We start from the raw sequence: 13707 nt of genomic DNA, 5'->3' as shown, positions 1-13707 counted from the left end.
TCAATGGGACTTAAAGCACATGTTTTTGTTCCACTCAAACCTGTCGCTATCCTCTGTTTCCACTTTTATTGATTATTTTAACATCGATATAAATTGATGAGAGGCATTTAGTATTTCCCTTTTTATTGAGGGGTCACGCTATAAAATTTGTACACTGATTTGTACTAATAACGGTGATAAAAATACTAAATGCCATTAACACTCATGAATAACCAAAATATAAAATAATGAAAACAATAAGTTATATTATAAGGTTATTCACTTACTCATCATGATCCTTCATCAACTATCTGCAATATTTTCGGATAAATGTTTATCTTTTTCACTTTGTTGCCCAAAGCCTTTTAATCCGACCACATGAACATGCTCGCTTCCATTAAAGACTTTACGCACTAATTTATAAGTTGTGCCTTTTTCTGGACTAATATTTTCTGGTGCGGCAATGATAAGTTGCATATCAAGTCGTTCACACAGTTCAAATAGGGTTGCGATAGATTTCGCATCTAAACGTGCGGCTTCATCAAGGAAGAGCAAACGACAAGGCGAAATATCTTTTCCTCTTAAGCGTCGTGATTCTTCTTCCCAACTTTGAACCACCATCACTAAGATAGACATACCTGTACCAATGGCTTCACCTGTTGATAGCGCACCACTTTCTGCTTTTAACCAACCTTCTGGCCCACGATTAACTTCAACTTCCATCTCAAGATAGTTACGGTAATCAAGTAGCTCTTCACCCACCGTTTGTGGCATACGCTGACCAAAATCAGCCTGTGGATTTAAGCGTTGATACAGTTTTGCCATCGCTTCAGAGAAGGTTAGGTTTTGGTTTTTAAATAGATCTTGATATTGGCTATCTTCTTCTTCCGATAATACATCCAGTAAGATTTGATGGCTTTCACGAATATTAACGTTTAACCGTACACCACGAACCTGACCAAAGGAAACCGCTTGTAAGCCCTGATTTAGCATGCGAATGCGATTTTGTTCACGTTGGATAGTTTTACGAATAATATTTGCCACACTGCGAGAGCTGATCGCCAGTTTTTGTTCACGACTGGTTAGCTCTTCGGTTAAGCGAGCTAATTCAATTTCCATCTGTTCGATAGCATCAACCGGATCATCGGTTTTGATAATATCTTGTCGAATGCGTTCTCTTAAATGTTGGTAAACCGCAATAAAGAATTGGACTTTACGATCAGGGTATTTTGCGTCTTCAGAGCGACGTAATGCATCCCGTAAATATTCATTATCCGCCACAGCCTGACGTAACGCACCTAGCGCCTTATCCGACATTGAACGTAACTCATCCGCTGAAAGATAGGCAAAGTCACGACGATGTAAACGGCGCTCCATACCATTTTCTTTCACTAAACGCATAACAGCACACCAACTGGCTTTAGCGCTGACGACGTGCTCACGCATTTGGCCATAATCACGTTCTAATTTGCGAATTTTCTTCGCCATATTTTCACGTTCAGCTTCACTAAGCGCAATATCACGCTCAAGTTGGCTAATACGCGTACGGTTAGCACTCACCGCAGCATAACGTTGATCACGTAACTCTTTGGCTCGCGCTTCTGCACCCGCATCAATTTGCAAGCCAGTCTCTTTCATCTCTTGCTCAAGCTCTCTTAATAGTTCTGATTTGGTATCAAAAGAACTTTTTAGTGAGGCTAGTACTTGATTAAACTGATCACATTGTGCCTGCTGTTGACGATATAACTCTCTCGCTGTCGCTCGCTCTGTTTCAGCCATTTCTAAACGACGACGTAATTTTTCATTAAGATCGTTATTTTCACTGACAATTTCAACCGCATCGCTATAACTAAAATGTGGACGACGCTGAACCACTTCCACCAGCAAAAATGCTTGTTGTTGATAACGTTGCTGCTCTTCTTTTGCGTATTGATAATCTTGTGTTAATTGAGCATGCTCTTGTGGGTCGCTTTGTAAAATCGAGGCTATAGGCTCTAACGCAGTTAATGCTTTCTCATGACGCTGTAAATAACGCATCGACTCTTCTGCGTTATAAAGCTCTTCACGTAGCTCTTCAACACGATCAATTAATGTTTCGTCCAATAATAAATTGACTTGAGGAATGAGTTTATTTAATAAATTGAGCGACTCTTTGGCTTGCGCATAATGCTGACGTTGTTGCTGAGTGCCCTCTTCATATTGTGATAACTCGCGCTCTAATTCATTACGACGTTGATTTAATTGGCGAATATCTTCTTCAGGATCGGCATCAAATGCCACTGAAATATGTTGCCCAACAAATTGGCTAAATGCATGGTGTGCACGTTGAATTTTCTGCACATCAAAGGCCTGTGTGGCATACAGCTCTGACAGCTCATCTCGTTGACGGGATAATATTTCTAGCTGGTTTTCTCGTGCTGCACGGCCAAATAATGGAATTTCTGGATAACGTGAATAGCGCCACTGCCTATCTGAACTTTTAATAAGTACCGCTTTTTCCATTTCTTGGGCATTAAACACGCTATCATCAAAGGATTGCGGATCACCTTCAATAAAATAGAGATCTTCCGGGCAATCTTCTAAAGAAGCTAACTGCTCTTCGATCGCACTGAGATCTTGTACCACAATCGCATGGCGCGCAGGTCCATATAATGCTGAGAAATAAGGCGCATCATCTAAGGTGATATCATCGTAAATCTCCGATAATAAAACCCCGTTAAAGCGTTCTGCTAAAGTAATTAATCGACTATCTTCAGCCCCACTAGGCTGACTTAATCGTTCAATTTGAGCTTCAATTTGCTGTTTGCGAGCAGCGGTTTCATCACGCAAAACCGTGGCTTCACGCTCTTTCTCAAGTAACTGTTGCATATATTCAGTAACTTGATTGCTTGTTTCAAAAGATTGATGCGTTTGTTCACACAGTTGCGTTAAAGCATCTTGTGCAGCAAACCAAACTGGCGCTTGTTTTCTTAATTTTTCAATTTGTTGCTTTAGTTGATCAAGCTCTTGGCGCATTTGCATACGCTGTTCGCCTGAATCACTAACATAATCGCTCAGCTCTTCAATCTTTGCTTCTAGCTCTTCTTGTAGAGTAAATAGATCATCAGGCTCAACATTTTTGCCATACTGTTTATTAAACTCTGCAAGTTGACGTTCAGCATTATTTCTTTGCTGTAAACGTTGCTCTAATTCAGCTAATTGCATCCGAATAGGGTGAACACGATCGGCTTGATGGCGATGTGATGACCATTCACGTAATGCGCTTTTAGCCGCACTCCACGCATTTTGACGCTCAACTTCCCCAACAATCGAGGTGATCAATTTATAGGCTTGATCAAATTGCGTTTTGGCCGCATCAGAAACACCGAGTTTCTGCTCCATAGAAAGTAATGAATGCGTGATGGATTGAATTTTTGCTTGAATACGTTCAGCCCATAGCTCGGCATTGGTTTCATCTAAATCATCAATGCCACATTGTGCTTTCGCACGCTCTAATGCTTGTACCGCCTGACGATATTGAATAGCTCGGGTTTGTTGAACATCTAACGCTTGTTGATAATCTGCCAATTGACTTTTCAGTTCATCAACTTCTTCTTCCGCAGATCCAACTCGCGCTTCCAACTCTTCTTTTTTTGATGTTGCTTCTTCAACAACTTCACTTTGCTCTTCTAAACGGAATGTGATTTCTTCAACATCCGCAACATAGCGATCGATTTTTTCTTGTTGGCGCACCGCATTTTGTACAAGATTAAGTCTATCACTGGCGGCTTGATAATCTGTTTCCAAATCAGCCGATAACGCTTGTTGCTCTTCTAACTCTTTGCCCATTTCAATAAAGCGATAAGCTTCATTGTTAATCGCTTTACGCTGATCCCACAACTCTTTACGTAAAGATAGAGCCTGATCAAGGTGTACTCGTCTTTCATTAGCATGACGCATATAGTCCGCTGCAACATAAGAGGTCGCTTCGGTAACTAAATGTTTAAACAGATCACGATCGGATTGAGTGACCCGAATAGCTTCTAAGGTCATGCGGTTTTCACGTAATGCCCCTTCCATATCTTGGAAGGCTTTTCTTACTCCGCTATTTTCAGGTAATAAATAGTCGCGTAAAGAACGAGTGATGGCACTTGAAATACCGCCATATAATGAAGCTTCAATAAGACGATAGAATTTTGCCCGATCGCTTGCTGAACGTAAACGTTTCGGAATAACCCCTAAATCAAAGAGTACAGAGTGGAAATCAGTAATCGAGTTAAATTGTCTAAAAACAACGCCTTCTATCGCTTCTACTTTTTCTTTTAATTCATTAAGTGGTAGAACACGTGCTTGGCGTCCATCGACAGCTTGCGTCAAAATTTCTGTTGGATTTTCAGCAATAGGTAGCCCTTGGATCATAAAAGGTTTGATATCAACCTTTTTATCTCGTCCGGCAACTTGTTGTAAGCGTACGCCAACGACAGCTCGTAAATGGCGGGAATTAATCACATCTAAAACAGCGTAACAAACTCCCGGGCGTAATTTCCCATATAATCCTTTATCACGAGAGCCACTGGTTGAACCGGCTTCAGTGGTATTTCTAAAATGAAGTAAAGTCAGATCGGGGATCATCGCGGTAATAAAAGCCGCCATGGTGGTGGATTTACCCGCTCCGTTACCACCGGATAAAGTCGTGACTAATTCATCTAAATCAAAAGTACGAGCAAAAAACCCATTCCAGTTGATCAATGTTAATGAGCGAAATTTTCCTCGTTCAATCATTTATTTTCTTCCTCTGCATCATCATCTTCACTGGACTCTAATTGCTCATCTTCCTGTTCATCGTCATCACTTGGCTCGCTATCTTGCTCTAGTGGCATAGCTTCACCATCGCGGATCATACGCATTTGCGCTTCAAGAGGAGAGTCACCACTACGCACATCAGCACCAAAGCGAAACACCGATTCAGTAATTAAAAAACGTTGCGTATCATTGGGTAAAAACGAAATCATCCCTAAACGACGTAGTCGGTTAAGTGACGTTCTCATTTTCTCTTGCAGTTTTTGTAGGTCTAAATCCGATCCTGTTGAGCGTTGATTAACTAAGCGTAACAATTTGCTTTCATCGGCCAGTGTACGTAATTCATCAAATAATTCTTGTACAGTGAAGATCCCCTGATTAGCTAATCGCTCAGGGCTAAGGTAGAGATAACAAAGAATTTTGCCGACCAACATATCCATTTCAGAAAGCACTGAACGAGGAATAAGCGTCGTTGAACGGGGGCGTAAGTAAAAAAAGCCTTCAGGTGCTCGAATTAATTCGACATTATAACGCGCATAAAAATCTGTTAACTCATCTTGAAAGTCCATCAAAAAAGCATGGTTATCTAGTGAGTCTATACCAATATGTCGACCTGCACGTAGCTGACTATCCAGTTCAGGAAAAAGTGAATTCGCTAATGCCTGTGCTAATTTAGCTGGTATAAATTGTTCAGTATGTATCGATGACATGCGCTTGTACCTTAGCTCCATATTCGTTAATTTCTGCCCATTTTGCTGGCAATCCTGCAAGTTCAGCTTGCGCGACACCTAATCGTACCGCTTGATCAATGACAATCCGTGCCACATCAAAATGCTTCTGTTGTGGATAACGATTAAGATACTCAACTAATACTGAACTGAGATCTAACGCTCGTTGTTCTAATTTATAAGCAGCCAGCTCTTGTTCAACCCATTGAGCAATTTGTTCATTTACTTCACTGAACATTTGATATTCCAGCTCTTCAGGCAATTCCCCGGTCACTTCTTCATCTCGCAACACAAGCTCTTCATCACGCATATCAAATAGCCTATCCGCATTAGCATAAGTTAATGCCCATGGGCTGTCGAAATAGTTTTGTACGGATTGGCGTAGGCGACGTGAAAAAATACGGTTTTTATCCATATCTATCGCCGTGCGAATAAATTTATGCACATGCCTATCGTAACCTATCCATAAATCGATAGATTGCTGTCCCCAACTAATAATACGGTCAAGTTTGCTTTGTAACTCAAAAACTAAAGTATCTATTTGGTCGACATGGCCTGAACTCATATTCGCTTCTTGAATACGTAATAGATTCGCTTGTAATTTGTCCCCTGCCGCTTCCAGTGTGTCTTGTAACTCTCTTAATGTCCCAGAGGTTTCAGATAGTAATTGTTCACAGTTTGAAATGGCAGCTTGCCAATCTTGGTTTAATAGTGCAGCAATATCTTCTTTAACGATATTTTGCTGTTCATCCATAATGCGTTGAGATAAATCGATGCTATCGAATATCTCAGCCACCGAATATTTTAATGGTGCAAAAACATTACGATGCCAATGGTATGCATCACCACCTTCTTCTGCAGCACTTGCCGCTGAATCTAACTCACTTGCCACAATTGACAGCTGCATCGACAAGCGTAGTGATGAAAACTCACGTTGACGAATGTAGTAATCACTGATGCCAATACCTAATGGCGTTAAACGATATATCGCATTACCTTCTACCAGTTCACTGGTAAAACGGTTAAAAAGCCGCTGCTTGACCATATCATTAATGGCATTATTAGCACGAACTTGTATTGATTCTGCGGGTTGATCAAAGCCTTTACACACCTCTCGAAAGGCATCAATCAACTCCCCTTCACTCATCTCGCCATCAAGGCGTTCGCTGTTTAATACAGCAACTGCCATCAAAAAAGCTAACCTTTCCGGTGGCAGTGAAATAGAGAAATCATTTTTTCTCGCCCAAGACACTAACTCAGGAACGGTCTGGGTAAAATCACTCATAGTACATCCTTAATTTACACACTTTTGTGCCATGACATGAATGTAACGCCCCAGACTGATATAGGGCTCTTGCCGACAATAGCGTTGCTCTAAGGCAAGCAACGCTGGAAAATCTTTATTTTGCAACTGACGACTTTGCAAATAGTCATGAAAAACACGCACTCCCGTTTTTCCTAAAATCGTCATTGAAAATGACGCTAACCATTGATAAACATCCTCAGGTTGTAGCGGATTTTGTGGGGATAATGAGCGTTTTCTTCTGCGTGGTATTTCCGGATTTGCCAAATGGAAATTTCCCAAAATAGCATTTCTCATGACAATACCATTCGCATTGTAAAACATTAACGATAGGATACCATTAGGAAGTAGCATATCGGTAAGGACATTTATGGCGTTTTTCTGATCTGTGATCCACTCTAATACGGCATGGAATAGAATTAAGTCAACACCATCATCTAGATGCTGGTTTATCTCTTGTGCTGCACAACAAATAAACGTCATTTGATTGACAACACCTTCATCAATAGCCGCTTCTTGTGCGCGGTTAAGCATCTCTTGTGATAGATCACATAAAATTATCTGGTGCCCTAATTTTGCCAGTTGTCTGGAAAAATAACCTTCACCACCCCCCGCATCTAAAATACGCAACGGACGATCAGGGAGTTGAGTTAATAATTGTTGTAAATCATCCCAAATCACCGCTTGGCGGATTTTTCCTTTTGTTGTGCCATAGATATTGCGAGAGAATTTATCAGCAATATCGTCAAAATTACGGTCTGACATTAAAACGCCTCATGATAACAACTTGTTACTTGCGCTCTTTGCATTCTGATAAATTCAAAAATATGAGACACTGTACTGAAGGTAAACAAAGACAACAATTTTACCAGTGTTCGATGATACTGGCTGTTTTCAATCACAAAATAAGCCATGAATCAGATTATTCGCAAAGCGCAGTATAAATATAACGCTTATTAATGAAAAAATTAACGCTCAAACGTTTATCGTTTTACAATTTCTAAATTAGTGAGTATTTCTGTTCGTTAGCATTTAGTAAAAACTATACTTATACGCTATTTTGACACAATGCTTTATCAATCCCCTAGTTTTCACTAGATTTTTACTCTCAGTTGCTGACATTTCACTCAACTTAGGAAGATTTATGCTGTTTTTGCTCAAAAAATATCTTGGTAGCCTAATCATGCCACTACCGCTGTTATTAATAATTGCTTTTTTTGCGCTTATTTTACTGTGGTTTACTCGTTGGCAAAAAACAGGAAAAAGCGTACTCACTATCGTGATTGTGTTACTTACGCTGTTAGGCATGCAACCTGTCGCAGATACTCTATTGATGCCGAGTGAAAAAGCGTATCAAGCACGTTATGAATTACGCGAAAACTCACCACAAGATGTTAACTACATTGTCGTTTTAGGGGGCGGTTTTACTTATAATCCTGAATGGGCTCCTAGTGCTAACCTGCTAAATAATAGCTTATTTCGTGTTGCTGAAGGCGTAAGGCTTTATTATCGTTATCCTAATGCCAGCTTAATTTTTACCGGTGGTGCCGGCGTCAATAAAATAAGTAGCGCCGAAGTGGCTGCACAAGTTGCACAATCATTAGGTGTTCCAGCAGAAAAAACGATCGCCCTTTCTCAACCTAAAGATACCGAAGAAGAAGCGTATGAAGTGGATAAACTTATCGGTAAACAACCTTTTTTATTGGTGACCTCAGCAAACCATTTAGCGCGAGCAGAACGTTTCTTTTTAGCTAGAGGTATGCACCCTATTGTTGCACCTGCTAATCAGCTAGCCATTACTACCCCACTGCATCCTTGGGAAAAATATACCCCTTCCGCGTATTATTTTCAGCATAGTGAGCGAGCATGGTATGAATTTATCGGCTCGATTTGGCAAACCATAAAGCCTAGCGAATCATCTAATATAGAGGCGGTTGTTGAGAATAAAAATGAAGCTGACAATGGCATAAAATAGCGTATGAAGAATGAGATCATTAGGTAAAAAAATAATCAATCCTCTTTTTTATCGATGGTAGAAAACAACAACGGCACTGAATACCAGTGCCGTTAAACATTAATTTGCAATATACTGCAAATATTAGAACTCTTGGTTTAGTGCCCGAAAAGCGGCTCTCGCGGCAATTAAGTCATCTTGAGTATCAACCCCGACACCCGGTACTTCAAGCGCTTTTGCTACATGGATTTTCTCGCCATACCACAATACACGCAGCTGCTCTAACATTTCGATAGACTCCAATGGGCTTGGCTCCCAAGTAATATAACGACGAATAAAGCCTGCACGATAAGCGTAAATACCGATATGACGTAAGTAATGCTCGCCTATTTCATCATGAGAGAGATTAAAACGATCTCTTTCCCAAGGAATAGTGGCTCGAGAAAAGTACAGTGCAAAACCTTTCGCATCCATAACCACTTTTACAGCGTTAGGATTAAAGGCTTCTTTTGAGTCGACGATAGGCACAGCAAGAGTTGCCATACCTGCACCACAATTAGCTAAATTTTCTGCCACTTGCGTAATAATTGCGGGTGGAATAAGTGGTTCATCGCCTTGTACATTAACGATTATCTCATCATCTGCGAATTGATATTTTTCGATAACCTCAGCTAAACGCTCTGTACCTGAGTGGTGGTCTTCACGGGTCATACACGCTTCTCCACCCGCTTGTTCAACAGCACGAACCACATCTAAGTTATCAGTTGCAACAATGACACGTTTAGCACCTGAACGCTTTGCTTGTTCCATAACACGAACAATCATCGGTTTGCCATGAATATCAGCAAGTGGCTTACCGGGTAACCGAGTCGACGCATATCGACCTGGGATAATGACCGTAAACATTAGGTTATTTTTCCTCTTCTAATGACAACTCTCTGGCTTCATTCTCTAGTAGAACCGGAATATTGTCACGAACAGGATAAGCGAGATGATCAATTTTGCAGATAAGCTCTGAATTTTCTTTATCAAAGATAAGTTTGCCATGGCAAACTGGGCAAGCAATAATTTCGAGTAAGCGGTGATCCATTTTGTCCCTCACAAGGGTTAATCATGTTATAGGATAAAAGGATATCATAAGGAAGGATCAGCGTTAATACTCTACACCGCGGGTTTGGTAATTATTCGCTAAATATTTTCTCTATTAATAAATTTACTATTTTCTTTTTCACTATAAGCAACAAAAAAGCCACAATAATGTGGCCTTTTATCGTTTTGTCTGCAACATCATTAATAAAGAATTACATTCCGCTTTTATTGATAATAATTTAACCTTTTTATTATCTTTATTGCATTCTAATTAACGTGGCAACCATTTTATATTACCTTGAGCAATCAGTGATAACGTCTTATTTTATCCTTTTTGCATCAACGTAATGATAGATTTTAATTAAATCAATAGGTTAAAACATGGTCTTGCCCATTTATTATAGGTGTCGACTATTTAGAACCCGATAACATCAGCGGCTTCTAGACCTGCTGCTGTTTTGATAACAGAAAACTCAACGTCTTGGCCTTCGGTTAGTGCTTTATTTTTTGTATTGGCAATCGCTTTTTTATTGACGTAAATATCTTGTTCAAGATCTTTTGCAACAATAAGACCATATCCTTTATTATTGTCAAACCATTTTACGCGACCCATTCTTAATTGTAATGTCATGATAGATAAACTCCTTTTGTTCTTTGTATAGTTTTTATCTTCTATACACATGCATTCTACTTTTTATTAAGTCTTCTTATATAAAACCCCATTAAATTCTGAACACATTAATTTAAGTAGTGCATTTTATTATTCAATATAAATGTTCAAAATCGTGATAGCTAAATTAGATAACTATTTATTGAACAGACACTAAACTACAAAATATTCATGACAAATATATGACATGTTCTATATTGTAGCCTGTACCTATCAATAAACTTGCTTGATATAAATGATAAAGTAATTTCTATTCGAAAGCATTTTAACTATCAAGCATGAATAATATCCACAGCATAACAATATTAACTCTACAATAAAGATCTAAAAACTCTCCACACAAGGCTTTTGAGTAGATAGGGTATTAGCGAGTTAAATTGAACTACGACAAAAGCGGTATGCGATTAGTGGGTAGGTAATCTTTATGTAACGCTATCCTGATTTCCATTATAAATATCATTGTTTCAGATCATATACAAGTTTTTTTCGCGTTGTCACTAATTGGCTGACTTGATTTAGCACAGATAGATCTTTCAATACCGCACTGACAGGCAAATACCACCAGTTGTTTTGCGCAAAATGCTGGCATTTAACTGCGTCTTTTTCTGTCATAATCAGAGGCTCTTGGTGAGGCGTCAGTATTTGTAACTCTTGTAGGGTATATTCACTATGATCATTAAAGGCTTTAGTTGCAATTAACTTAACCCCTTTATCTTGCAAGGAATTAAAGAAACGAGGAGGATGACCAATCCCTGCCATAGCAACTGCATTACCCAACTCAGTAATGGCTTTTTTCTCACCTGTCTTTAGATTTACCGCGATTTCTCCCTCTAAACTCATCGCTATTTCATTCGCTTGACAATCACCACCATTGACAATAACCGCATTAACAGAATCAAGACGATGAGCGCGCTCTCTCATCGGCCCTGCGGGCAACCACCAGCCATTACCAAAACGCCGTTGTCCATCAATAACAACGATTTCATAATCTCGCTGTAGGGCATAATGCTGTAATCCATCATCAGTAATAATAATATCAAGATCATATTGCGCTAATAGCGCTTTGACTGCATCACTGCGAGAAGGTGCAACGGCAACAGGTACGCCAGTGCGATGATAAATTAAAACCGGTTCATCTCCTGCAACGGCCGGCTGTGTTTCTGGCGACAATAATAAAGGATATTGGTCTGATTTCCCGCCATAACCACGAGAAACAACCGCAGGTTTAAAGCCTTGTGCTTTTAATTGCTCAACAAGCCAAATCACCACTGGTGTTTTACCATTACCTCCCGCCGTTAAGTTACCTACCACAACAACAGGTACGGGGGATTTCCATGAGGATAACCAGCCTTGTTTATAGGCAAAACGCCTAAAAAGGCTGATCGCCCCATAGAGCCATGAAAAAGGCAATAAAAGAAGGTAACACCACGATTTACCAGACCAAATCCGCTCAATCATTTGCCAAATTGCATCCTGTGTAGCTGAGCATAAACGCCTTTTCGCTCAATTAAATCAAGATGAGCACCACGTTCAACAATTTCCCCATCTTCAATCACTAAAATTTCATCTGCTTTTTCAATGGTTGATAGACGGTGAGCAATCACTAATGATGTTCTATTTTTTTGCAGTTCATCAAGTGCGGCTTGAATTGCCCGCTCTGACTCAGTATCTAATGCTGAAGTTGCCTCATCTAAAATAAGAATAGGCGCATCACGCAATAGTGCCCTTGCAATGGCAATACGTTGACGCTGACCACCTGATAACAACACGCCATTTTCACCAATTTCAGTATCGAGACCATTATCTAATTTTTGGATAAAGTCCATAGCATGAGCCATTTTAGCCGCTTTCTCGATATCCTCACGGGTATATTGGTCTTCACAAGCATAAACAATATTGTTTGCTACCGTTTCATTAAACAGATGCACATTTTGTGAAACTAACGCAACCTGATTACGTAGTGATCTTAATGTGTAATCACGAATATCGTGACCATTGATCAAAATCTCCCCTTCGTTAACGTCATAAAAACGAGTGAGGAGGTTTGCAATAGTAGATTTACCTGAGCCTGAACGCCCTACTAGTGCCACTGTTTTCCCTTCAGGAATAGTGAAGGACAGATTTTTCAAAGCAGGTGTATCTTTGGTGATATATTGGAAAGTGACATTACGGAACTCAATATCACCTGTTGGTTTTTTCAGCTCAAGGGTGCCGGTATCTTTCTCTTGTTCCATATCAAGGATAGCAAATAATGTTTGGCAAGCAGCCATGCCTCGTTGGAATTGAGCATTAACGTTAGTTAATGATTTTAATGGGCGCATTAAAGCGACCATTGAAGAGAAGACCACCGTAATTGTCCCTGCAGTCAGGGTATCCATAATCTCAGGAAAACTGGCTGCATATAAAACAAAGGCTAAAGCAAAAGAAGCAATAAGCTGGATAATGGGATCTGATATAGAAGATGCCACCACCATACGCATACCTTGGCGACGAATATGGTTACTGACATGATTAAAGCGCTTATTCTCAACTTCTTGACCATTAAAAATTAAGACTTCTTTATGGCCTTTAAGCATTTGTTCAGCACTTGTTGTCACCTGCCCCATACTATTTTGGATACGCTTACTGATGGTTCTAAAGCGTGTTGATACCATTCTGATCACCACCGCCACAATAGGTGCGATCACAATCAAGATAAGTGATAACTGCCAGCTATAGTAGAACATCAGGCCAAATAAGCCGATGATATAAGCCCCTTCACGGACAACAGTGATCAAAGCCCCTGATGAAGATGAAGCGACCTGTTCTGAATCATAGGTAATACGTGATAATAACGTACCTGTAGATTGCTGATCAAAAAAGCTCACCGGCATTCCCATAATATGAGAAAACAGCCGACGGCGCATATTCATCACGACTTTTCCTGATACCCAAGAAAGGCAGTAACTAGAAATAAAGTTAGATATACCACGCAGAACTATCAGGCCAATAACGGCTAAAGGCATCCATTTTAATACATCATTACTTGCTTTACCGAAACCTTCATCAAGTAGAGGTTTCAATAAAGAGATCATAAATGCATCAACACCCGCATTTATGATTAATGCGCCTGCTGCAGCAAACAACCCCGCTTTAAAGATCCGAATCATCGGCCATAAGCGTCGGAATGTTTGCCACGTTGATAGGTCTATATCATTCATATATA

10 protein-coding genes are annotated in these 13707 nt (G+C 39.9%); 1 reads left to right on the top strand and 9 read right to left on the bottom strand.

Features of this window, described 5'->3' with window-relative positions:
* Positions 1-282: 282 nt before the first annotated feature.
* The 4 genes from mukB to cmoM are packed head-to-tail and all read right to left on the bottom strand — an operon-like array spanning position 283 to position 7554.
* Positions 283-4740, bottom strand: a complete 4458-nt coding sequence (gene mukB / locus HMPREF0693_RS07495; RefSeq protein WP_004244600.1) for a chromosome partition protein MukB — start codon at positions 4738-4740, stop codon at positions 283-285.
* Complete coding sequence (mukE, locus tag HMPREF0693_RS07490) at positions 4737-5468, bottom strand: chromosome partition protein MukE (protein ID WP_004244598.1); 732 nt, start codon at positions 5466-5468, stop codon at positions 4737-4739. Before mukE ends, mukB begins: the two co-directional genes overlap by 4 nt.
* Positions 5449-6771: a chromosome partition protein MukF gene (gene mukF, locus HMPREF0693_RS07485; RefSeq protein ID WP_004244597.1), complete on the bottom strand. Its 1323-nt coding sequence runs from the start codon at positions 6769-6771 to the stop codon at positions 5449-5451. Before mukF ends, mukE begins: the two co-directional genes overlap by 20 nt.
* A gap of 9 nt (positions 6772-6780) precedes the next feature.
* Positions 6781-7554, bottom strand: a complete 774-nt coding sequence (gene cmoM / locus HMPREF0693_RS07480; RefSeq protein WP_004244596.1) for a tRNA uridine 5-oxyacetic acid(34) methyltransferase CmoM — start codon at positions 7552-7554, stop codon at positions 6781-6783.
* Positions 7555-7933: 379 nt separating this feature from the next.
* Between cmoM and elyC the strand changes: the two genes are divergently transcribed.
* The gene (gene elyC, locus HMPREF0693_RS07475; RefSeq protein ID WP_004244595.1) at positions 7934-8764 is read left to right on the top strand and encodes an envelope biogenesis factor ElyC; all 831 of its coding nucleotides are present in this window, start codon (positions 7934-7936) and stop codon (positions 8762-8764) included.
* Positions 8765-8887: 123 nt separating this feature from the next.
* Here the strand turns inward: elyC and kdsB are convergent, their stop codons facing one another.
* From kdsB to msbA, 5 genes are all read right to left on the bottom strand, one after another.
* Positions 8888-9649 carry a 3-deoxy-manno-octulosonate cytidylyltransferase gene (gene kdsB, locus HMPREF0693_RS07470; protein WP_004244594.1) on the bottom strand — a complete coding sequence of 254 codons (762 nt, stop codon included), beginning with the start codon at positions 9647-9649 and terminating at the stop codon, positions 8888-8890.
* Between the two features lie 4 nt (positions 9650-9653).
* On the bottom strand, positions 9654-9833 hold the full coding sequence (locus tag HMPREF0693_RS07465; RefSeq protein WP_004244593.1) for a Trm112 family protein: 180 nt from the start codon (positions 9831-9833) through the stop codon (positions 9654-9656).
* 414 nt (positions 9834-10247) lie between these two features.
* A complete protein-coding gene (locus tag HMPREF0693_RS07460) occupies positions 10248-10463 on the bottom strand; it encodes a cold-shock protein (protein WP_004247631.1) in 216 nt (71 codons plus the stop codon).
* Between the two features lie 495 nt (positions 10464-10958).
* Entirely contained in the window at positions 10959-11960 is a 1002-nt protein-coding gene (gene lpxK, locus HMPREF0693_RS07455) for a tetraacyldisaccharide 4'-kinase (protein WP_004244590.1), read from the bottom strand.
* Positions 11957-13702 (bottom strand): lipid A ABC transporter ATP-binding protein/permease MsbA, encoded by a 1746-nt coding sequence (msbA, locus tag HMPREF0693_RS07450; protein WP_004244589.1) that lies wholly within the window; start codon positions 13700-13702, stop codon positions 11957-11959. Before msbA ends, lpxK begins: the two co-directional genes overlap by 4 nt.
* Between the last annotated feature and the right edge of the window lie 5 nt (positions 13703-13707).

The organism is Proteus mirabilis ATCC 29906 (assembly GCF_000160755.1).
In the GTDB taxonomy this organism is placed as follows: domain Bacteria; phylum Pseudomonadota; class Gammaproteobacteria; order Enterobacterales; family Enterobacteriaceae; genus Proteus; species Proteus mirabilis.
This window is presented reverse-complemented; position numbering and strand designations above follow the sequence as displayed.

Bases quoted from the DNA above. Each gene is read 5' to 3' on its own strand.
- mukB (WP_004244600.1), bottom strand. From the start codon at position 4,740: ATGATTGAACGAGGAAAATTTCGCTCATTAACATTGATCAACTGGAAT.
- elyC (WP_004244595.1), top strand. From the start codon at position 7,934: ATGCTGTTTTTGCTCAAAAAATATCTTGGTAGCCTAATCATGCCACTA.
- HMPREF0693_RS07460 (WP_004247631.1), bottom strand. From the start codon at position 10,463: ATGACATTACAATTAAGAATGGGTCGCGTAAAATGGTTTGACAATAAT.
- cmoM (WP_004244596.1), bottom strand. From the start codon at position 7,554: ATGTCAGACCGTAATTTTGACGATATTGCTGATAAATTCTCTCGCAAT.
- mukE (WP_004244598.1), bottom strand. From the start codon at position 5,468: ATGTCATCGATACATACTGAACAATTTATACCAGCTAAATTAGCACAG.
- kdsB (WP_004244594.1), bottom strand. From the start codon at position 9,649: ATGTTTACGGTCATTATCCCAGGTCGATATGCGTCGACTCGGTTACCC.
- mukF (WP_004244597.1), bottom strand. From the start codon at position 6,771: ATGAGTGATTTTACCCAGACCGTTCCTGAGTTAGTGTCTTGGGCGAGA.
- HMPREF0693_RS07465 (WP_004244593.1), bottom strand. From the start codon at position 9,833: ATGGATCACCGCTTACTCGAAATTATTGCTTGCCCAGTTTGCCATGGC.
- msbA (WP_004244589.1), bottom strand. From the start codon at position 13,702: ATGAATGATATAGACCTATCAACGTGGCAAACATTCCGACGCTTATGG.
- lpxK (WP_004244590.1), bottom strand. From the start codon at position 11,960: ATGATTGAGCGGATTTGGTCTGGTAAATCGTGGTGTTACCTTCTTTTA.